Raw genomic sequence first — 21,285 nt, forward strand, 5'->3', positions numbered from 1 at the left:
GAAACGCTATGAAAATTTTGATTGATTTGTTATCTACTGACTATGGTTTGATGAGTTTTATTGTGATTGCGATTATGTGTGTGGTCATGACATGGGCAGGCATTTACGTCTACCTCAAAGCGCGCAAGCAATAAGTTGCTTTATGCGCCGAAAGTAGCACAAACCCCGCTTGCGCGGGGTTTGTTTTTTTACAGCAGCACTTTCTCGATGCCGCCGTTATTGGCCTTCTGAATATAGTTTTCCATCCAGTTTTCACCCAATATATGCTTGGCCATTTCCACCACAATGTAATCGGCTTCAATACCCGTGTCGTCACCATAACGTGACAAGCCTTGCAGGCAGCTTGGGCAAGAAGTCAGTATTTTGACTGACTGCTCGGGCGCACCCACGGTCAAGCCCATTTTTTCCATGCCCTTTTCCAGCTCTTCTTGCTTGCGGAATTTAACCTGGGTGGCAATGTCAGGGCGTGCTGCAGCAAACGTACCAGACTCGCCGCAGCAACGGTCATTCAACGCCACATCGGTGCCCATGAGCTTGTTGGTGACTTCCAACGGCTTATAGGTCTTCATTGGTGAGTGACACGGGTCGTGGTACATATACCGTGTACCGGTCACGCCTTGCAGACGCATGTCTTTTTCCATCAGGTATTCATGGATATCGAGCAGTCGGCAGCCCGGGAAAATCTTCTCAAACTCGTATTTCTGCAACTGATCCATACACGTACCGCAAGACACAATCACCGTTTTAATATCCAGGTAATTGAGTGTATTGGCCACGCGGTGGAATAACACACGGTTATCGGCGGTGATTTCCTGGCCTTTGTCGTGATTGCCTGAGGCTGTTTGCGGGTAGCCGCAGCACAGGTAGCCTGGTGGCAGCACGGTGATCGCGCCCACCTCGTACAGCATGGCTTGCGTGGCCAGGCCTACGTTGGAGAACAAGCGCTCGGAGCCGCAACCAGGGAAATAAAACACCGCTTCGGAGTCTTCAGTCACCTTTTGCGGATTACGGATGACCGGAATCATGGTGTCATCTTCTACACCCAGCATGGCACGTGACGTTTTGGACTGCATTTTTTTCGGCATCGGGCGATTAATAAAATGAATCACCTGCGCCTTGATTTCTGCCTTGCCCACCGTCGCTGGCGGCGCTTTTTTATCCTTGAGCAGACCAAATTTTTTGGCCAGGCTATTGGCGATATTAATCGCCTTATAGCCCATGCCTATCATGGTGCCGCGCAGCAATTTAATCGTTGCCGGATCTTTGGCGTTTAAGTACAACATACCGGCGGCGGTGCCTGGGTTGAATTTCTTTTTGCCTTGTTCACGCAAAAAGTTACGCATTTTGACTGACACATCACCAAAGTCGATATTCACCGGGCATGGCTTTTCGCAACGGTGGCAGACCGTACAATGGTCGGCCACATCGTTAAACTCGTCAAAATGCTTGAGCGAAATACCGCGACGCGTCTGCTCTTCGTATAAAAAAGCTTCAATCAGCAGCGAGGTGCCCAAAATCTTGTTACGTGGTGAATACAACAAGTTAGCGCGTGGCACATGCGTAGAGCACACTGGCTTACATTTGCCGCAACGCAGGCAGTCAGAAATATCATCGGCAATCTCGCCAATGGCAGACTGTTCCATGATGATGGACTCTTGCTCCAGCAGGCCAAAGCTAGGCGTGTAGGCGTTTTCCAGCCCTGAGCCCATCAACAGCTTGCCTTTGTTAAAGTGGCCTTGAGGGTCTACCTTGTTTTTGTAGGCGGCAAACGTATCAATGGTGTGCTGGTCCAAAAACGCCATTTTGGTGATGCCAATACCATGCTCACCAGAAATCACCCCATTGAGGCCACGTGCCAAATCCATCACGCGCGCCACTGCAGCATGCGCATCTTGCATCATGCCGTAGTCATCGGAGTTAACCGGGATATTGGTATGCACGTTACCGTCACCAGCGTGCATGTGCAGCGCAATAAACACGCGGCTCTTCAAGATGGTTTTCTGAATCTCGTCCAGTTTATCCAATATTTTCTGGTATTCGCGCCCGGCAAAAATATCCGCCATTGGGCGCTTGAGCTCACGCTTCCAGGACACGCGCAAATCGTAAGATTGCACGGCACGGAACACATTGTTATATTGCGTGAACGCTTTGCCCATTTCACCCAGCACGGCCACAGGCTCATCGAGTGTGTTCAACAGCAAGCGCCATCTGGCGCGCACATCACGCAACAGTTGCAGCGCAATATTCTGTTTTGACTTCACACCTTCAGGGTCGGCATTGCCGTCTTCATCCGGCTGCAATGGCAAGTCGCCTGCCACAAATGCTTCCAGCGCATCGACCAGGCGCAGCTTGTTCTGAATCGACAACTCAATATTGATACGCTCAATGCCGTCAGAATACTCACCGAGGCGCGGCAATGGGATCACCACGTCTTCGTTGATTTTAAAAGCATTGGTATGGCGCGCAATCGCGGCTGTGCGTGAGCGGTCTAGCCAGAATTTTTTACGTGCTTCAGCCGAAACGGCAATAAAGCCCTCACCGTTACGGGCGTTACACATCCGCACCACGGCAGACGCCACTTCGCCAACGGCATTTTCATCGTCAGAGGCAATGTCACACAACAACACCATTTTCGGGCGTTGCTGGCGCGCGGCTTTAGTGGCGTAACCCACCGCCTTCACATAGCGCTCGTCCATGTGCTCCAGGCCCGCCATAATCACGGCCGGGTCTTGTTTGGCAGTTGCATCCAGATAGTCTTTAATTTCAACAATCGCAGGCACTGCGTGTGACACATTACCAAAGAACTCGAGTGCAATCGTGCGCACATGCTTGGGCATGCGATGCAGAATAAAGGTGGCAGAGGTAATCAATCCATCGCAACCCTCTTTTTGCACGCCAGGCAAGCCAGACAAAAACTTGTCGGTTACGTCTTTACCCAAGCCCACTTTACGGAAGCTAGGGCCTGGAATCTCCAGGATTTCTGGCTCGGACAACAGGTTTTTAAAGTCAACGTCGTAGCGGCTGATTTTAAAGCGCGCCATCTCAATATCGTGAATCTTGCCCAGGTTATGGTCCAGACGCTCAACTTCCAGCCAGGTTGCATCTGGCGTCACCATGCGCCATGAGGCGAGGTTATCCAGCGCAGTGCCCCACAGCACCGCTTTTTTACCACCGGCATTCATGGCCACGTTACCGCCAATGCAGCAAGCGTCCGCAGAGGTTGGGTCGCAGGCAAATTCAAGCCCGGCAGAGGTTGCTGCGTCCATGGCACGGCGTGTCACCACCCCGGCGCCACACTCAATAGTGGCGACCTGGCGTGAAACGCCAGGCAAAGTGCGCATTTGCACGCCAGTGTGCTGGTCCAGTTTTTCGGTATTAATCACGGCTGACAATGGCGTCAACGGCACCGCACCGCCGGTATAACCAGTACCACCGCCACGCGGAATAATGGTCAAACCTAATTCGATACACGCGCGGACCAGGTAAGAAATCTCGGCTTCGGTGTCAGGGTTAATCACCACAAACGGATATTCCACGCGCCAGTCGGTCGCGTCAGTCACGTGCGACACACGCGCCAAGCCGTCAAACTGTACGTTATCTTTGCGGGTAAACTTGGTCAGTTTAGCCAGTGCTTTTTTACGCAAGTCAGCCGTTTGCTTAAAGTCATCGGCAAACTTTTCGACCGCCTTAGTCGCCGCAGAAACAAGTTTTTGTACTTTATCGTTACCGCTACTGCGTTCATTAATCGCAGCGATGCGGTGGTACAAAGCTTCAATCAGGGCTTTGCGACGCTTGGGATTTTCCAGCAAGTCATCCTGCAGATAGGGGTTGCGTGTCACCACCCACAAGTCTCCCAACACCTCAAACAACATGCGTGCGCTACGGCCAGTTTTGCGCTCGGCACGCAAGGCATTCAAAATGCCCCAAATTTCTTCGCCGAGAAACCGAATCACAATTTCGCGGTCAGAGAAGGAGGTATAGTTGTACGGTATTTCGCGTAAACGCGTGAGAGGAGTAGAATTGTGCTTTAACAAATCTGCGTTGACAGGTGCGTTCATTGATAATTTATCAAAAACAAAAGCTAATTATACCACGCCGTTTTCGGCACAAACACGGTACAGCCGCCAGGGTTTTTGACTAATCAGGTTTTCAGATGTCTACATTCAAATCTAAGTTTAAAAAATGGGTGGTGCCACTGGTTGCACTGGCCCTGTTTGCCGGGTTAGCGCTGGCGGTGATGCAAAAACCACAGGCGCCCGATGTCACATTCACTACATTAAATGGCGAAAAAATCAGCATGCAATCACTGCGCGGCAAAACCGTGCTGGTTAACTTCTGGGCCACAGACTGCCCGGGCTGCATTAAAGAAATGCCAGACCTGATCAACACCTACCAGCAATATAAAGACAAAAACCTGATAGTGATTGCAGTGGCCATGCCTTATGACCCACCCGCGCAAGTCGCCAATTACACCCAGGAAAAAGCATTGCCATTTACCGTTATGCACGACGGCTACGGTGAAATGGTCAAAGCCTTTGGTGACGTTAACCTGACGCCGACCACCTTTATTTTTGACGCACAGGGCAATCGCCTGCAAAAAACCATAGGCGAACTCAACTTTACCCAGCTCCGCAAGTTACTAGACAAAGGCGCCAGCTAAAATGTTGTGGGTTAAAGCGTTTCACCTTATTTTTGTCACCAGCTGGTTTGCCGGTTTGTTTTACCTGCCGCGCATTTATGTCAACCTGGCGATGGAGCAAGACCCACAAGCCCAGGCCAGATTATTGCTGATGGCGCATAAACTGTACCGTTTTATGCAGCCATTAATGTTGCTGGCACTGGCATTTGGCATTTGGCTATGGCTGGGCTACGGCTTCAAGGGCGGCTGGCTGCATGCGAAGTTGACACTGGTGGCGCTTTTGATAGGCTATCAGCACGCCTGCGGCAGCCTGTTGAAAAAATTTAGTGCGCAGCAAAACCGCCGCAGCCACGTCTGGTTTCGCTGGTTTAACGAGGTGCCAGTCCTGATCTTGTTTGCTATTGTGATTCTGGTTGTGACCAAACCGTTCTAAACGCATGCTCAACGCACTGCTGCAATCCGACTGGCTGATAGGCATGCTGGATAAGTCCGGCAAGCAAGCCTCATACAAGCTATTGGCGCTATTTAATATTCTGGACGACCTGCTCTCCAGCCCGATAGCGCAGCAGCCACTCACCCCGCCAGCAGACACCACCTCAGCCAACCGACTGCAACACTACCTGACTACCCAGGCACAACTCGCTGGTGCCAGATTGCCTGATATGCTGGCCAATCAGCTGTATTTTATGGCGCTAAGCGCTTGCCAGGAAAAACTGCTACACCCGCAATCTAGTGCCTTGCAACATGCCAAACAAGCCGCGCAAGCCTTAATTGACGTACAAACCAAACGTGAAATCAACTGGCTGGCAATCCGTAACTATGGCGTGGTGGCGGGCGCGGTCATGATCGCATTACTCAGCGGCGCCGCGGGCTATTACTGGCGCATGCAATTTGCGCAACCGCCCGCAATACAAGCGGCAGAAGCACCACAACCACCGCCCAATCCGTTGTCACACGAGGCCAGCCCGACCGAAACCGCTGCCATTTACAGCCGCCTTGAAACCATGAAACATGGCGATTGCCGTCTGATCGAGGCGATTCAATTACCTGAGCGCCTCAAAAGTGTCTATATAGAAAATATTATCAATGGCCATGTGACCACTAACCGTGATGAGCAAGTACTGGTGAACCAGTTACTGGATCAGGTCAAATGCAATTACACGCCTAAACTGATGGTCAACTCCAAATAAAAAAGCCGTCGCAATCACGACGGCTTAATTAGCCCAATTAAATTACTGGAACAAGGTTTTCAATTGATTTAAGCCACCATCGTAAACACCTTTAATTGCCTCAGAAGACGCTTTTTCGTCCGCAGGCGCTTTAGGCAAAAAGTGGCTCTCCCACACCACCACCGACTTACCATCCCCATTGCTGTGCACGCTTACGGTGGAGGCATAATCAGTCACCGGCAGCACGCCATCGGTGATTTTGTAAGAATAGCTTTTAGATTTAGCATTAAAGGCTGTCAGCGTTTCGTTCACTTTACCGCCATCTTGCAACGTTAAAACGCGCTTGGCACCCGCATGGCTGCTTTTGCCTGCCACGATTTCGGTTTTGGCGACGGCCGGATGCCAGGCACCCAAATCACCAAAGTCGGACACTTTTTTCCAGACCACATCGGCGGGCTGATTAAGCTCAACCGATTTGACCACGAACAACGGCTCTGCGGCAAACACGCTCGCTGTCGTTGCCAATAATGTTGCTAAGACCAATGATTGCAGTAAACGCATACGTTTCTCCTTGTGTGATTGATTAACCATAAAACTATACTATACGGTATAGTATATTTAACACGACAATCAAAATTAAATCAATAGGATTTATTCCTCAAGACAAAGGCGATGAGTATACAAAGTTGTATAGAGTGCTATAATTAATTTATGAATACTTTAAAGCAAAAGATTCTGCAGGTGTCTACCGACCTGTTTCAGACACGCGGCATTAACTCCACAGGCGTGGATACGATTGTGGCCGTGGCTGGCACCACCAAAATGACGCTTTATAAGTATTTTGAAACCAAGGAAGAGCTGATTCTGGCGGTGCTGCAGCAGAGCCACCAGGACTTTCAACACTGGATGAATGAAAAGTTGGGCGGCCTGGGTGGCAGCCCAAACGAAAAAATTCAAAAGTTGTTTGAATTTATTGAAGAATGGGTCACCTCACCCTCGTTCACCGGCATCGCTTTTATCAAAGCTTCGGCGGAGTTTCCCAATGAAGAAAACCGTATTCACCAGTTATCTTCACAGCAATCGCGTGAGTTTCGCCAGTTCATTACCAAGCTAGCACAAGAGGCTAATATTAAAGATGCCGAAGGGTTGGCGCTGCAACTCTCCATTCTGTTTGAAGGTGCGGTACAGGCCGAACAAATCAAGCGCGGCTCAGGCGCCATCAAGTCAGCCAAAAAAGCAGCCAAAACCTTAATCGACATGGCCATTAAACAATCCTAAGCGGATTACACCATCTGGCACTTGCCAGCAGCCTGACTGGCGGCAATAATAGCCTCACTTTAGTTAAAGACTTTACCTGATTCATGAAAATCCTTATTTGCGGCTCACTGGCCTACGACACCATCATGGTGTTTCCTGACCAATTTAAAAACCATATTCTGGCAGACAAAATTCACAAACTCAGCGTGGCCTTTTTAGTGCCTGAAATGCGACGTGAGTTTGGCGGCACCGCGGGCAATATCGCTTACAACCTGCAATTGCTTGAAGGCCAGCCGCTCATTATGGCAACAGTCGGCGACGATTTTGCGCCCTACCAAGCCTGGCTAGAGCAAAACAATATAGATGCCCAACACATTAAGGCGATTGCCGGCAGCTATACGGCACAAGCATTTATCACCACCGATATGGACGACAACCAGATCACGGCATTTCACCCTGGCGCCATGCAGCATGCGCACGCCAACAGCGTGAATGATGCGCGTGACATCAAGCTGGCGATTATTGCCCCTGATGGGCGTGATGCCATGTTCCAGCACGCAAAAGAATGCCACGACGCGGGCATTCCATTTATGTTTGACCCGGGTCAGGGCTTGCCGATGTTTAATGGTGAAGAGCTGCTGCACTTTATTGAAATGGCAGACTACCTGGCAGTGAACGATTACGAGTCACAAGTCATCCAAGACAAAACAGGGTTATCATTGGAACAACTGGCGGCTAAAGTAAAAGCGCTGATTGTGACATTGGGTAGCGAAGGCTCACATATTTATGCCGATGGTCAACGCCATGACATTCCATGCGTTAAAGCGAGTGCACTGGTAGACCCAACCGGCTGTGGCGATGCTTACCGTGCTGGCTTACTCTACGGCATTGTACGTGGCTGGGACTGGAAAGCCTGTGGCCGCTTGGCTTCAACCATGGGGGCGATCAAAATTGCCAGCCGCGGCGGCCAAAACCACCAGCCGAGCAGAGCAGAAATTGAAAACATTTATAGCCATGCACTGGTGCAGGATGCGTTGAAAGATGACCCATCCATGCGCCAGACCGTCAGCTAAACAATGCGACTTAAACACCAGGAGAGAAAAATGACAACACGCGTATTGCAATGGATTGCTGTGGCGATGATCACAGGGGTATTGGGCGCTTGTGCCAGCTCAAACTCTGGCAACGTTTATTCACGTGACGAAGCGCGCAAAGCGCAGACGGTTAAAACCGGCGTGGTAGAGAGTGTCCGCTCAGTCAAACTGGAAGGCACTAAATCCCCTGTCGGCACCATTGCCGGTGGCGCCATTGGCGGCATTGCGGGCAGCTCAGTCGGCGGTGGCAAAGGCAGCGCGATTGCAGCGGTTATTGGCGCGGTCGCAGGCGGCTTGGCGGGCTCTGCGGCAGAAGAGGTTGCTACACGTAAAAATGCTTACGAAATCACCGTTAAACTCGATGGCGGCGGCTTGGTCGCCATTGTGCAAGAAGCGGACGAGCAATTTAACGCGGGTGAGCGGGTACGTATTGTTGAAAGTGGTGGCACATCACGCGTTTCTCACTAAACGCATGGATGTCATGGCTTAAAACAAGCGGCTAACCAGCCACAAAAAGAGCGACGCAAGGCGTCGCTCTTTTTATTTGGCTGCGGCTAATGTGCACGCTTCAAGCACAGTCACACAACTGTCACAGCAATGTCACCAATCATTCATGTGGCCCTCCTAATATCACGCTAAACCTCAACCAAGGAGTTGCGTGATGTTAGAACGCCATCTGCAAGAACACGGCACATACCAGGCAGAGATTCAATCGCCAGCCGATGCTACCCGAAAACCAAGCGCTACTTTAAGCGTGGCACTCGCCACCAGCGCAGAAGAAATCATGGAAGCACAGCGACTGCGCTACCAGGTGTTTGCCGAAGAAATGGGCGCACAAATTAAAGGCCAGCAAGGGCTGGATGTTGATGGTTTTGATGCGTTTTGCGACCACTTGCTGGTGCGTGACGATGCCACCCAGCAAGTCGTTGGCACCTACCGCATTTTAAACCCGATGCAGGCCATGTTGGCCGGTGGGTATTACTCAGCCGGTGAGTTTGATTTAAGCCGCCTGGCCCCATTGACTGACCGCACGGTAGAAGTCGGCCGTGCCTGTGTGCATGCTGACTACCGCACTGGCGGCACCATTACCTTGCTCTGGGCAGGCCTCGCTAAATATATGATGGCACGTCAATATGAATACATGATCGGGTGCGCCAGCATCTCTATGCATGACGGTGGCCACACCGCAGCCTCACTGTTTAACAACCTGCGTGAAGACTATTTGTCTCCAGCCGAATATCGCGTGTTTCCGCATAACCCGCTGCCAATTGACGCGCTGGATCAATCGCTGACGGTCACTTGCCCGCCACTGCTAAAAGGCTATTTACGACTCGGGGCCTACATTTGCGGCGAACCGGCCTGGGACCCTGCTTTTAATACGGCAGATATGCTGGTATTGTTACCCCTGTCCAGAATGAACCCCAGATATGCTACGCATTTCTTGAAATAACTTGTCACAAACCTCAATGATCGTTCGCGGGTGGCGCATCACCCGCATCATACTTCATGTATTAACAGGCGTCACCTTAGCGGCACTTGTATTGCCGGTGTGCAATCGCTGGATGCGGCTAGGGCTGATTCAATGGTGGTGCAAGCGCCTGTTAGTGTGCTTTAACCTGCGCATTACCACCAGCGGCGAGCTACCCGATGTGCGCACCCACGGTGTGCTGTTTGTGGCAAACCATATCTCATGGTCAGATATCCATGCCATCAACAGCGTGATCCCCGTGCGTTTTGTGGCCAAAATGGAGATTAAAGACTGGCCCGTGTTTGGTTACCTGGTGAGAAAGTCAGGCACCATTTTCATTAACCGCACGCGCAACCGCGATGCAGCACGCGTGGTCAATATCTGCAGCCACGCCCTAAAACGCAACGATAATTTATGTGTGTTTCCGGAAGGCACCACCACCGAAGGCTTGAGTGTGTTGCCATTTAAAAGCAGCCTGATTCAGGCTGCAGTGGAGGCCAACAGCCAGGTGATCCCGGTGGCGATTCACTATCCGCTGCCAGATGGCCAGCCTAACCTGGACGTGGCCTATGCGGGCGACACCACGCTGATCGGCTCCATGAGTACTTACCTCAACATGCAGCAACCGACGGTGCACCTGCACTTTTGTGCGCCGATTGCAGCAAATGCGCACACCCGACAACAGCTGGCGCAACAAGCCCACGCCGAGATTACGGCTAGTTTATTTGGCCAATCACCTGCCGCAATGGTTGCCCGCCCCTAGCGCAACCATTGCACCAACACGCCAATCACCGCGTAGCCCGCGATCAGCGCAATCACATTCAGTTTAAAACGTGCCAAGGCCAGCCAGGCGGCAACGGCCAGCCCAACCGCCAACCAGTCCACACCGGGGAACCATGGACTTTGCAAAAACACGTGGTAAGCAAAGAACAGGGCCAGGTTTAAAATAACACCGACCACCGCTGCAGTAATCGCGCTCAGTGGTGCAGTCAGCCGCACATTGTCACGCGTGCGCTCAATCAGCGGTGCGCCACTAAAAATAAACACAAAGCTGGGCAAAAAAGTAACAAAGGTGACCACTGCGGCCGCCAGGCAACCTGCCAGCAAAGGGGCCTCTGCGATAAGCCCCTGGTTGAGCCCGTGATTAAGCCAGCCGCCAACAAAGCCGACAAAAGTCACCACCATAATCAGCGGGCCTGGGGTGGTTTCCCCCAAGGCGAGGCCGTCCATCATTTGTGCCGGGCTTAACCAGTGATAATGGTCCACCGCGCCTTGATACACATAAGGCAACACGGCATAGGCACCGCCAAAGGTGAGCAAAGCGGCCTTGCTAAAAAACCAGCCCATTTGCGTTAACGCGCCCTGCCAGCCAAACTGCCAGCATAAGCCCGCCATCACCAACAGCCACAATGCGCCGCCGGTCACCGCGATGCGCACCATACCCTGCCAGCTAAAGCGGGCATGCGCAGGCGGCGGCGTATCATCATCTATCAAAGCGCGGCCAAAATGCTGGCTGGCACTACCATGCCCGCCCACCGTAAACAGCTTTGGGGCAAGATGTCCGCCCACATAGCCAAGGCCAGCAGCCGTGAGTACGATCAAAGGGAACGGCAGTTTGAACAGAAAAATGGCCACGAATGCCAAGGCAGAAATCGCCCACATCATGCGGTTTTTAAGCGCGCGCGTGCCTATGCGGTAAGCCGCAAACAGCACAATGGCCACCACCGCCGGTTTAATGCCGTATAGCGCACCCGCTACAGTAGGCACATGTCCATAGGCCATATAAACCCAGGCCAGCAATACCAGCATAAAAAACGAGGGCAACACAAATAGCACGCCCGCAATCAACCCGCCCCAGGTACGGTGCATAAGCCAACCGATGTAGGTAGCCAGTTGCTGCGCCTCTGGCCCTGGCAACACCATGCAATAATTCAGTGCATGTAAAAAACGTTTTTCTGAAATCCAGCGTTTTTGCTCAACCAGGTCATGATGCATGATGGCAATTTGCCCGGCCGGGCCACCAAAGCTAATCAAGCCGAGTTTAAGCCAATACCAGAAAGCTTGCCTGAGCGACACAGGCGCTGGCGGTGTATGAAGATCTGTGGGGGATGTCATATTAGAAGTGTGATGTGCGTGCATAAGGCCTCATTTCATAGGGGGATGCTCATGGCTGAGCACGACCCAAGATTTGAGCAGTCCTTGGACGCAACGCGTCTTGAAGCGGGGAGGCTGCCGGATCCCCAGCCCGCATCATAACATGCTGCGACTGGCTCACTGCTAAAACTGGCACTAGCCTCAGCCCAAAGAGCCTGCATAGGCATCTACCCCGGTTTTTAAAATAAGCAACGCAACCACCAGCATAAACACCCGGCGCACCAGCCCTGCCCCATGTTTGAGCGCTAGCGAAGTGCCCAGCACATTACCGGCGATATTGGCGACGGCCATGACTAAGCCAACCTGCCACCACACATGACCAGTCGCGGCCAACATAAGTAATGCAGCAAGATTAGTGGTCGCATTGAGTACCTTTGCGGCTGCGGAGGCATGCAAAAAATCTTGCCCCAGCCAGCGCACCAGCAAAAAGATAAAAAAGCTGCCGGTGCCTGGCCCGAAAAAACCATCATACCAGCCGATTGATGTGCCTACGGCCAGTGCCAGCCATACACGCACTCTGGCACTGTGTTGTGTGTTGGTATGCTGCAAGCCAAATTGCGGATTGTTGATCGTATACAGCAGCACTAGCAACAACACCCAGGGCAGCAACTTGCGTAACAAGGCGGGATCGGCCCAGGTCAGGGTCCAGGCGCCCAGGCCAGATCCCGCAAAAGCCATTAATGCAGCAGGCGCAAGCCAGCGCCAATCGAGGCGGACACGACCACTATAGCGCCAGGCGGCAACAGCAGTGCCAAATACACTTGAGCACTTATTGGTGCCTAGCAACAATGCGGGGGGCAAGGCCGGATAGGTCGACAATAAAGATGGCACGGTGACCAGGCCACCCCCGCCCACCATGGCATCCATCACCCCGGCCAAAAATGCCGCCGCAACGACCAGCCACAGTTCCATACTACTTAGCCCTTACTCGCCAACCGCATTGGCTGGCTGGTCGCGTGGGTCTAACGGCACCTGGGTAAACTCCCCTGTTTCCAGTGTATACGCCGTCAGTTGCCGCCCCCATAAACATCCTGTGTCCAACGCAATCACGCCATGACCTTGATACAAGCCGAGCGCAGACCAATGCCCAAACAAAATGGTTTGTGCCGCTTGAGCAGATTGCCGGCCAGCAACCTCAAACCAGGGCTGGTAGCCACTTGGAATATCCTGCACTTCACCTTTAAACGCAAACTCCATGGTGCCTGCATCATCGAGCAAACGCATGCGCGTCAGGGCATTGGTAATCGCGCGCAGGCGGTCAATGCCAGTCAAACGATCATTCCAGGCGGCGGGCTGGTTGCCGTACATTTGCTGCAGAAAACTAACATAATCGGGTGACTGCAACACGGCTTCTACTTCGGCTGCCAGCGCTCTCGCCTGCGGCAAGTTCCATTGCGGATAGAGCCCGGCATGCAACATGGCAAAATCGTCCTCCAGCACCATGAGTGGCTGCTGGCGTAACCAGGCCAGCAACTGGGTGCCATCTTCAGCCGCAAACAGCTCAGCCAGGGTGTCAAAACGATGCAGCGGCCTGATGTGGTGCGCCACCGCAATGGCATGCAGGTCATGATTGCCGAGCACCAGCCGCACATGCTCACGCTGCGCATATACCCAGCGCAACACTTCCAGCGAACCAGTGCCGCGATTAATCAAATCCCCTACCAGCCACAGGCTGTCACGCCCAGGCTTAAAATCCAGCCGTTCCAGTAAATGCATCAGGGAGTGGTAGCAACCCTGAATATCACCAATCGCATATCTCGCCATGGCATCAACTTTGCAAAAAAATCAATTAAGCAATAAAAAAGCCGCTTGAATCAAGCGGCTTTGGTCAGGCACAACACATTATTTCTTCAAGCTGGCTGCATCAAATTTTGCACCCGCCTGATTTGCCATGTAGGCCACGGCATCGGCCACTTCATGGTCGCTCAAGTCAGCTGAACCACCACGCGGTGGCATGCTGCGCAGACCCTCTGTGGCATGTTTGACCAGTGTTTCATAGCCTTGTGCGATACGCGGGCCCCAATCACTGGCGTTACCAATTTTTGGTGCACCCAGTGCGCCTACGCCATGACAGGCCACACAAGTGCCTTTCACAATCTCTTCACCACTTTTTTCAACGTGGGCGCCTGCGGCTTCAGCCACTTCAATAGTTGCCACCGGTTTGATATTGGCGACCACTTTTTGCTCGACGGCGTCGGTTTCTTCTTTTGACGGCGCGGCTTTTTCACTACCAAACACGCCAAACAGGTAAGCCAGTAACGAGACCAGCAAAGTGAAACCGATAATGGCACCTGGAATCGCAATAATTAACTCTTTAATGCTTGAACCTTGTTTGTAATCCGACATATCCGTATCCCGTTTTGCGTTAGAAAAAATATCCCCGCGATTATAACGCAGAACGACTACGCAGCAAACGCGCGCGCAGGCATTTAAAGGCGCCAGAAAGCAAACAGCCAGACATGTTGCCATGCCCGGCTGTTTGTTGGCAGAATGACTTTTTATTTCTGACGACGACGCATCGCTGCCATTGCCACCAGACCTAAGCCCAGCATCGCAGCAGAGCCTGGCTCAGGCACTGAGCTGATACGGAACAATGACGTGGTGTTAGAACCTTCGTTGGCAAATGCCAAGAAGATAGACCCATCTTTTTCAAAGGCTACCAGGCCTTCTGGCGCCAAATCGCCATCAGACACAATCATGTCGATAAAGCTGACTTTGGTTGGGTCGGTGATATCAAACAGGGCAATCGCACCTTTCAGCGTTCTTTCCAGACCGACGGCAGCAATCGTGCGGCCACCCAGCGTGAACAGATCCACGCCTTCTGGTTCTACGCCTTTATCGCGGCTGCGGCCGTCATCGTAAATACCACGTGCAAACGCTTCTTTATCGAGAATGTCGCCACTGTCATACACCAAGTTACCATCCGCATCACGGATGCTGAAAGAGCGAGCACCAGCGGCGTACAAATCGCCTGGGGATGAATCGGTATTTGAGATACGGATATTGGCCAAATCACCGGTCGCGCCCAATGAGCTGGCAGCAGAACGATCACCGTCATCTTCACGGAAATCACCTTCGTTCGCAGTCACCAGGTAGGTTTTACCAGCCACGTCATAAGCCGCGATACCGTCAGGCATGTAGAAGCTCTTCAGGTTGGTATTGATAAAGTTAACGCTGCCATTATTGAGTGGGTCAATCGTGTTGCCTGGCTGGCTAAAGTCTTTTACGCCCAAGCCCACCACTTTTGTAAAAGACTGTGTATTCAGGTCCAAAATACCAATCGCATTCGCTTCTTGCAGCGTGACATAAGCTTTGCTGCCATCGGCGCTCACCGCAATATATTCAGGCTCAAAGTCCATACCGGTGTTGGTGCGGATATGGCTGCCGGATGTTGGCACACCTGCCAACGTGGCGGTTGCGGCCACGCTACGGCTGGTCACGTCGATAATGGTGACGCTACCGACCGGGTCATTAGCTGCCGGGTTGTACACGCGTGGCACAGTGCTGCCTTTGCGGGTGCCATAGACATCTGGCGAACCTTCGTTAGCCACCAGCAGCTTGCTGCCGTCCGGGGTAAATGTCAGCATGTCTGGCAATGCACCCACAGTAAAGGTGTTAGTGCCTGCGGCCAAGCTTCTGCTAGAAGTATCATACAACTGCACGATACCAGCGTTGGTGCGTGCGGTGTTTTCAATGGCAAATGCAGCCAGGCCATTGCTGATGCTCACACTGTTGATATTGCCGTAAGCACTGGTATCAATGCGTTGCAGCAAGCTGCCGGTAGACGCATCCAGTACGTCCACACCTTTTACGCCAGCCACCCACAAGGTGTTGGTTGTTGCATCAAAAGCCGGAATTTCTGACAAATAGCCACCACCGGTGTGAGCAAATGTCCACTCCTTGCTAATTTGGTAGGTAGTTGCCGCTTGTGCCATGCTCATGCTGCCGAGCAATAGGCCGATCATTAAAGTCATTTTTTTCATGTGTTTATCCTCTCCTCAAAACAGCAAAGAGCATAGCCACCGAACATGACAAATCCTTGACATCCGCGTGTCAAAAAGATGGCAGCGGACTACGTTTAAGGTTGTTTAAAGCCGTGCATACGCATAGTTTTGCGGATAGACCACCTTCTCGCGCGCATCAGTCCAGATAATGTCGCAATTATCATCGTCCATATGCACCATGCGGCCATTGCGGTCCACACAGTACTCGCCGCACACAATGCGCTCCTCAATCTCATAGCCCTGGGCAATGCGCGTGTAATCAAACAAAATCGAGCGAGTCACCGTGCTGTCGCGCTGGATATGACAACCAGCGTTAATCCAGGTCGGGCCGATAATGCGCGTATTTTTATCAATGCGCGAACCGGAGCCGATATACACCGGCCCCTCAATCTGCGTGTGCTCCCAGTCAATATGCACATTAAGCCCCACCCACACCCCGGGTTTGACCTGTTTGCCGGGGATAGGCATAGACGGGAAAAAACCCTGCATCATCTGCTGCATTACCAGCCAGTAATCCGTCACCACGCCAATATCAATCCAATTAAACGGATGCTGAATAGCGTAAAACGGCAAGCCGCGCTGTACTAACAACGGGAACAAATCCGAGCCAATATCAAACTCGCTGCCAGACGGGATCAAGCCCAGCACCTCGGGTTCAAAAATATAAATGCCCGTGCTCGCCCAATTAGAACGCGCCTCCACCTGGCTGGGCTTTTCCTGAAAAGAAATAATGCGGCCATCGTTATTGGTCACCACCACGCCATAGCCAGACACTTTATCCATAGGCACCTGCATGGTCACCAGACTCGCCAGCGCGCCCTTCTCTTTGTGCTCTTTTACTGCACGCGTAATGTCGAGGTCAATAATCGCATCACCGCACAATACAATCGTGGTCTCGTCAAAAAAGCCGCTAAAGTCCTGTATTTTGCGCATGCCACCGGCTGAACCCACCGCATGCGGCACAATCTTGCCATCCACAATATCGCCCTCAAACGAATAGCCAATATTCACCCCAAAACGATGGCCATCCTCAAAGTAGTCTTGAATCTTCTGATGCAGATAACTCACATTCACCATGATATCGGCCACACCATGCAGTGCCAGATGCTCAATCAAATACGCCATCACCGGCTTACCCAATACAGGAATCATCGGCTTAGGCAATTCATACGTCAGCGGACGAACACGCGTGCCCTTACCCGCGGCCAGAATCATGGCTTTCATAGTGCAATACCCTTAAATAACTTAACGTTTACCGGCTAAGCATAGCCACGCACTATGACAACATTATTTCAGCAGCACTGCCGTCGTAAGCATAAAGAGAAATTTGGCTGCACGCGCGCCAAGCCAGCGCGACTTATTTGCTATAATGGCAGGATTGCGCCCGTAGCTCAGCTGGATAGAGTATTGGTTTCCGAAGCCAAGGGTCGTGAGTTCGAATCTCGCCGGGCGCACCAGTCAAAACTTAAGTGTTTGTTACAGAACAACTTATAGTCAAATCAATAGCTTAATTTCTCAAACTGTTACACAAAGCGGCTTTAAGCCTGCTTATGCGACAGCCAAAATGGGCTTGAGAATAAGTAAAAACGCAACTTCATGTAGAGTCTGTGACCTTAAGGCTGCATGTGTCATGCCAGTTATGAAACAATTCTAAACTTACACTTTGCGAGCATAATTGAGATGTCAGCTTAAGGTACACCCTATTTGGACATGGTGTGATGAGGTTATTGCAGCAACCATGCGAAGCGTCTCAGAGTTGCAAGATTTGTAGAACTGTAATTATCCCAATCGACGCAAAGGTGACCTTGCCTGTCATGAAAGTCTTTAACTCCTATAGTCGCCTCGTGAATAATATCCACTTCAGAGGTGGTTTTATTCAGAGTTGAAGCTATAACCTTGTAGGGAAGAGAGTTGTAATGCCCAGAAGAAATTATCTCCCTGAATCCTAGACGTTGCACGTTTAAAGGGTCGAATCCAAAACCTAAGAAACATACGTTATAAGCCCAGCGAAAGGCATCTTTAGCTTGGTTGAATATAGTGTCATCTGCCCGCGCTTCTGGAATCACTCTTAAGGTCGAAGCTGCGGCGTGTATACAATGTAGATTCCAGTGATTCTTATAAGACCTTGTATTTGTAGAGTAGTCATCTTGAGTTCCATATAGACCTAGTGAACCATATACATGATGAATATTAAAATGGCTTAATGCCTCAAAGGCTTCTTCAGCGCTTACATTGAAAGTCCCGACAATCGCAGAATGTAAATACATTTCCAAAGAGCGGTCATAGTTAAAGGTATAAATTTGTACATTATTCTCTTTAAGCTGTTTGATTGTATTAACATTTGCTACCAAACTATTCCAAAGAGAAAAGTACCAGTCATCTTCTACATCAAGGTTAAATACATTTCTATCTTCTTTGGGAACCAGCAATGATGCAATGAATAGTTTTCCTATTCTTGAAAACTCTGGTCTTCTACTCAAAAATGAGTCAATTGAAGCGAGTCTAGATATTTGAAATGACTCTACAAAGTCGATGAACTCTGCGTAACTAACATTGAAATATTTCTCTAAAGCAACAGCTAGGGGTGGTTCGGAACCAACAGCAGCCTCACATATTTGCCTCCTCAACGCTGCACCGGAAGGGAAGCCATAAGGGATGCTTGCACCAGCCCCAAGGATGAACAAAGTCGGTTTAGTTATCATGTCCTGTCTTCTTATCAGCATAAGGTTATGTTAATGATATAGGCTGGCTTGCGTCGATAATATGGCGCTGTAGAATAGCTATAAAATAATTCAAAACGAGGTGTCAGGGTGAATAGTGACCATAGTAGCTACATTCAACTACATAACCGCTCAAGGGTTGATAAAGCACTTAATACGTTATTGGGCTTGGTAATTGGGATCGGCCTTGATGGCAGAATCAACTCTTCAGAAAGAGTGTTATTCAATGCTTGGCTTAATGAGAATAGAGCGCTGTGTGACAGGCATCCTTATACTGAGCTAATCCCGTTTGTTAATCGTTGCCTAGAAGATGACATATTGGACGCAGAGGAGCGTGAAGACATTAAATGGCTATGCCATAAGCTAACCTCTCATGAGTACTATGACACTGTTACAGCTGACATGCAGGTGCTTCATGGCATACTTGGTGGAGCAGCGGCTGATGGTAAGGTAACTAAGGAGGAGTTGCTGGCATTGCAGCAATGGCTGGATGACCATGAACACTTAAGATTGAGTTATCCCTATGATGAAGTCGATAGCTTGATTATGTCTGTACTTAAAGACGGTGTTGTTGATGAGGTTGAAAGTAAGTTCTTGCAGTCCTTCTTCTCAGAATTCCTATCTATCAAAGATGATAAGACAATCACTTCACCAATAATCAGTGTTGAACAAAGTTTAGTAGGAGTCTGTGCAGTCTGCCCTGAGATAGTATTTGAAGGGTCACTATTCTGTTTCACTGGTGCATCCTCCAAGTTCACCCGCTCTCAATTCTCAGAACTTGTACTTAATCTCGGCGGTAAAGCTTCAGCAGGTGTCACTAAGCATGTTAATTATCTAGTGATAGGTGCGGATGGCAATCCTTGCTGGGCATATTCTTGTTACGGTCGAAAAGTTGAAAAGGCTGTTGATATGCGCAAGGCTGGCTCAAAGCTTTTATTAGTACACGAATATGATTTTCATGATGCAATTGCCGATGCAGGCGGTTAAAAATTGGTTGCTTTATTCTAAGTCGATGAATTAAACCGTATCACCTAACTGTAACACGCAGTTAATTGATGAGGTCTGTAACCCATTGATTTAATTGGGTGTGATTCCTGAAGTCCAGACTCTCGCCGGGCGCACCATCAGCAACTTAAGTTGTTGTTATTTATGACGCAAAAACCACCTATTGCCTGTCCAGTGCAATTTAGATGCTCTGTCAGGAAAACTTCTATCAACCAACTCATCCCAACCTAATACGCGCGTGCCGTATGGGCAGAAAATCTGCTTGGCGCTTCCATATATCGAGGCGTGATTGATTTCGGTTTTAAAAATGTATCAATCGCAACAGCTAAACGTTCAGGTTCATCGTATGGCAGTCCATGCCCAACATCAGGGATTAACTTGTATTGCAGGTCCGGGTTGAGGGCATGCAACTCACGGGCGGTTTCGGCAGAGACGATGCCTTCTCTGCCAAGTACTAATAAAGTAGGGACGTAAATATTGCGCACCAGCTCATCAAACTCCGGGTGCGGCGGGATGAGCACATCGAAAGCGCGCGGATTGGTGCGGAACCTGGCTTGAACAATATGTTCCAGCATCTCAGATGAGCGATACCGATATTTGGCTTTGGCTTCTTTAAACAACTCGGATTTGCTGGAGCGCAATATCTGGCGATGCTGTTTAACCGCCTCACGCTCATCCAATTGGCCTTGCCACTCAGGGCTAATGAATGTCGGGTCAGCCAGCACGATGCCTTCAATGGCAAAGCCTAATCGGCTGGCAACCATCGCGGCGGTCATGCCGCCCATCGAGTGTCCAAGCAGGTAAGGCGATTGAATGTCTAGCGTTCTGATCAGTTCAATCACGTCATTGGCATGGTCTTGATAGGTGTATCCATGCAGCGGTGCGCTCGACTGACCATGGCCGCGTGCATCTGGCATGATGATGTCGTAGTCGTCTTCAAGCTCACGTGCCAGTTGCGACCAACAGGCGCCACTGCCAGTGAGGCCGTGCAGTGCGATCAGGGTGGGCTTGTTGCCACCTGTTCTTAAATAATGAATATTGATGCCGTTTGCGCGGCACACCGTATCAGTCCAGTTGGCAGAAATAATGTTTTTACGTGTCATGATTAAAACTTTCTGAAAGATCCAGTAACGACACCCCAGATAGCAAACTGCATTTGCCCTTGAATGAGGATGGGGGAATATTTGCCTGAAGAGTTGGCTGGCAATAGTTTGGGTTTACCGTCTTTTTGTTTGGCCAGGGTTTTGACAGTAAACTCGCCATCAATCATGGCCAGTACAATATCGCCAACCGCGGCAATCTTATCTTTTTCTACAATGGCTTTGTCTCCCGGCATCAGGCCCACTTCAATCATGGACTCGCCCTGGATGGTGACAAAAAAGGTTTTGTCAGCCTTGTTGATCAGGTATTCGTTGGGATCCATCGCCGAGCCAACATGGTCATCGGCGGGCGATGGCAAGCCAGCAGGGACTTTAGATTCAAACAGCGGAAAACTCAGGTTGATGAGGTCACCTGATAGCTGTATAAACTCTTCTACGCTATCCAGGCTATCTTTTAACTCACTCAGCCTTTGCTTTCTGGCATAGGCCTCTAAAAAGCTGGCGATCACTGGTTTTTGACTGTCTGGCACGCGGATGACACTGGTATTTTCTTTATAGTTACCTGTGCCAAGCTTTCGGCCAGAGCCGGGTTTTCTAGCGGATTTGATTGGGTCGTCGTTTTGCATGGTTTTTATTGTAACATTAAAATTATTTTATTGTTACAATAAAAACTAC

21 protein-coding genes and 1 tRNA gene are annotated in these 21,285 nt (G+C 50.5%); 11 read left to right on the forward strand and 11 right to left on the reverse strand.

Annotated elements, in window-relative coordinates:
• The first annotated feature begins 8 nt into the window (after positions 1-8).
• The gene (locus METH5_RS15330; protein WP_081726686.1) at positions 9-134 is read left to right on the forward strand and encodes a DUF3149 domain-containing protein; all 126 of its coding nucleotides are present in this window, start codon (positions 9-11) and stop codon (positions 132-134) included.
• Between the two features lie 54 nt (positions 135-188).
• Here METH5_RS15330 and METH5_RS0102480 read toward each other — a convergent pair whose 3' ends face one another.
• Positions 189-4,058, reverse strand: coding sequence for a DUF3683 domain-containing protein (locus METH5_RS0102480; protein WP_029147017.1), 3,870 nt, complete (start codon positions 4,056-4,058; stop codon positions 189-191).
• A 95-nt stretch (positions 4,059-4,153) separates the two neighbouring features.
• Between METH5_RS0102480 and METH5_RS0102485 the strand changes: the two genes are divergently transcribed.
• Genes METH5_RS0102485 through METH5_RS0102495 form a run of 3 tightly spaced genes read left to right on the forward strand, consistent with a single transcriptional unit; the run spans position 4,154 to position 5,829 of the window.
• Positions 4,154-4,660: a TlpA disulfide reductase family protein gene (locus METH5_RS0102485; RefSeq protein ID WP_029147018.1), complete on the forward strand. Its 507-nt coding sequence runs from the start codon at positions 4,154-4,156 to the stop codon at positions 4,658-4,660.
• A gap of 1 nt (position 4,661) precedes the next feature.
• Entirely contained in the window at positions 4,662-5,072 is a 411-nt protein-coding gene (locus METH5_RS0102490) for a CopD family protein (RefSeq protein WP_029147019.1), read from the forward strand.
• 4 nt (positions 5,073-5,076) lie between these two features.
• A complete protein-coding gene (locus METH5_RS0102495) occupies positions 5,077-5,829 on the forward strand; it encodes a hypothetical protein (RefSeq protein ID WP_029147020.1) in 753 nt (250 codons plus the stop codon).
• 42 nt (positions 5,830-5,871) lie between these two features.
• Here the strand turns inward: METH5_RS0102495 and METH5_RS0102500 are convergent, their stop codons facing one another.
• Positions 5,872-6,369, reverse strand: coding sequence for an SRPBCC family protein (locus METH5_RS0102500; protein WP_029147021.1), 498 nt, complete (start codon positions 6,367-6,369; stop codon positions 5,872-5,874).
• 150 nt (positions 6,370-6,519) lie between these two features.
• On the opposite strand from METH5_RS0102500, the gene METH5_RS0102505 reads away from it, so the two are divergent.
• From METH5_RS0102505 to METH5_RS0102525, 5 genes are all read left to right on the forward strand, one after another.
• Positions 6,520-7,086 carry a TetR/AcrR family transcriptional regulator gene (locus tag METH5_RS0102505; RefSeq protein WP_029147022.1) on the forward strand — a complete coding sequence of 189 codons (567 nt, stop codon included), beginning with the start codon at positions 6,520-6,522 and terminating at the stop codon, positions 7,084-7,086.
• A gap of 83 nt (positions 7,087-7,169) precedes the next feature.
• The gene (locus METH5_RS0102510) at positions 7,170-8,138 is read left to right on the forward strand and encodes a carbohydrate kinase family protein (protein ID WP_029147023.1); all 969 of its coding nucleotides are present in this window, start codon (positions 7,170-7,172) and stop codon (positions 8,136-8,138) included.
• 30 nt (positions 8,139-8,168) lie between these two features.
• Positions 8,169-8,627 (forward strand): glycine zipper 2TM domain-containing protein, encoded by a 459-nt coding sequence (locus tag METH5_RS0102515; RefSeq protein ID WP_029147024.1) that lies wholly within the window; start codon positions 8,169-8,171, stop codon positions 8,625-8,627.
• A gap of 193 nt (positions 8,628-8,820) precedes the next feature.
• Positions 8,821-9,609 carry a GNAT family N-acetyltransferase gene (locus METH5_RS0102520; protein WP_029147025.1) on the forward strand — a complete coding sequence of 263 codons (789 nt, stop codon included), beginning with the start codon at positions 8,821-8,823 and terminating at the stop codon, positions 9,607-9,609.
• A gap of 1 nt (position 9,610) precedes the next feature.
• Complete coding sequence (locus METH5_RS0102525; protein WP_232410911.1) at positions 9,611-10,390, forward strand: 1-acyl-sn-glycerol-3-phosphate acyltransferase; 780 nt, start codon at positions 9,611-9,613, stop codon at positions 10,388-10,390.
• Here METH5_RS0102525 and chrA read toward each other — a convergent pair.
• The 6 genes from chrA to METH5_RS0102555 all read right to left on the reverse strand — a co-directional run bounded on the left by chrA (position 10,387) and on the right by METH5_RS0102555 (position 17,009).
• A complete protein-coding gene (gene chrA / locus METH5_RS0102530) occupies positions 10,387-11,766 on the reverse strand; it encodes a chromate efflux transporter (protein WP_029147027.1) in 1,380 nt (459 codons plus the stop codon). The genes METH5_RS0102525 and chrA overlap by 4 nt on opposite strands.
• Before the next feature lie 156 nt (positions 11,767-11,922).
• Positions 11,923-12,693, reverse strand: a complete 771-nt coding sequence (locus METH5_RS0102535; protein WP_029147028.1) for a TSUP family transporter — start codon at positions 12,691-12,693, stop codon at positions 11,923-11,925.
• A 12-nt stretch (positions 12,694-12,705) separates the two neighbouring features.
• A complete protein-coding gene (locus METH5_RS0102540; RefSeq protein WP_029147029.1) occupies positions 12,706-13,545 on the reverse strand; it encodes a symmetrical bis(5'-nucleosyl)-tetraphosphatase in 840 nt (279 codons plus the stop codon).
• Positions 13,546-13,623: 78 nt separating this feature from the next.
• Positions 13,624-14,127 carry a cytochrome c5 family protein gene (locus tag METH5_RS0102545; protein ID WP_029147030.1) on the reverse strand — a complete coding sequence of 168 codons (504 nt, stop codon included), beginning with the start codon at positions 14,125-14,127 and terminating at the stop codon, positions 13,624-13,626.
• Positions 14,128-14,279: 152 nt separating this feature from the next.
• Positions 14,280-15,764, reverse strand: a complete 1,485-nt coding sequence (locus METH5_RS0102550) for a choice-of-anchor I family protein (RefSeq protein ID WP_029147031.1) — start codon at positions 15,762-15,764, stop codon at positions 14,280-14,282.
• A 105-nt stretch (positions 15,765-15,869) separates the two neighbouring features.
• Positions 15,870-17,009, reverse strand: coding sequence for a sugar phosphate nucleotidyltransferase (locus tag METH5_RS0102555; protein ID WP_029147032.1), 1,140 nt, complete (start codon positions 17,007-17,009; stop codon positions 15,870-15,872).
• A gap of 156 nt (positions 17,010-17,165) precedes the next feature.
• Between METH5_RS0102555 and METH5_RS0102560 the strand changes: the two genes are divergently transcribed.
• Positions 17,166-17,242, forward strand: a tRNA-Arg gene (locus tag METH5_RS0102560).
• Between the two features lie 267 nt (positions 17,243-17,509).
• Here the strand turns inward: METH5_RS0102560 and METH5_RS0102565 are convergent.
• Positions 17,510-18,487: a hypothetical protein gene (locus tag METH5_RS0102565; protein WP_036307520.1), complete on the reverse strand. Its 978-nt coding sequence runs from the start codon at positions 18,485-18,487 to the stop codon at positions 17,510-17,512.
• Positions 18,488-18,595: 108 nt separating this feature from the next.
• On the opposite strand from METH5_RS0102565, the gene METH5_RS0102570 reads away from it, so the two are divergent.
• The gene (locus tag METH5_RS0102570; RefSeq protein WP_029147034.1) at positions 18,596-19,492 is read left to right on the forward strand and encodes a BRCT domain-containing protein; all 897 of its coding nucleotides are present in this window, start codon (positions 18,596-18,598) and stop codon (positions 19,490-19,492) included.
• A gap of 245 nt (positions 19,493-19,737) precedes the next feature.
• Here METH5_RS0102570 and METH5_RS0102575 read toward each other — a convergent pair whose 3' ends face one another.
• Entirely contained in the window at positions 19,738-20,613 is an 876-nt protein-coding gene (locus tag METH5_RS0102575) for an alpha/beta fold hydrolase (protein WP_029147035.1), read from the reverse strand.
• A gap of 2 nt (positions 20,614-20,615) precedes the next feature.
• A complete protein-coding gene (locus METH5_RS0102580; protein WP_029147036.1) occupies positions 20,616-21,236 on the reverse strand; it encodes a LexA family transcriptional regulator in 621 nt (206 codons plus the stop codon).
• Between the last annotated feature and the right edge of the window lie 49 nt (positions 21,237-21,285).

The sequence above is a fragment of the Methylophilus sp. 5 genome (assembly GCF_000515275.1).
Taxonomy (GTDB): Bacteria; Pseudomonadota; Gammaproteobacteria; order Burkholderiales; family Methylophilaceae; genus Methylophilus.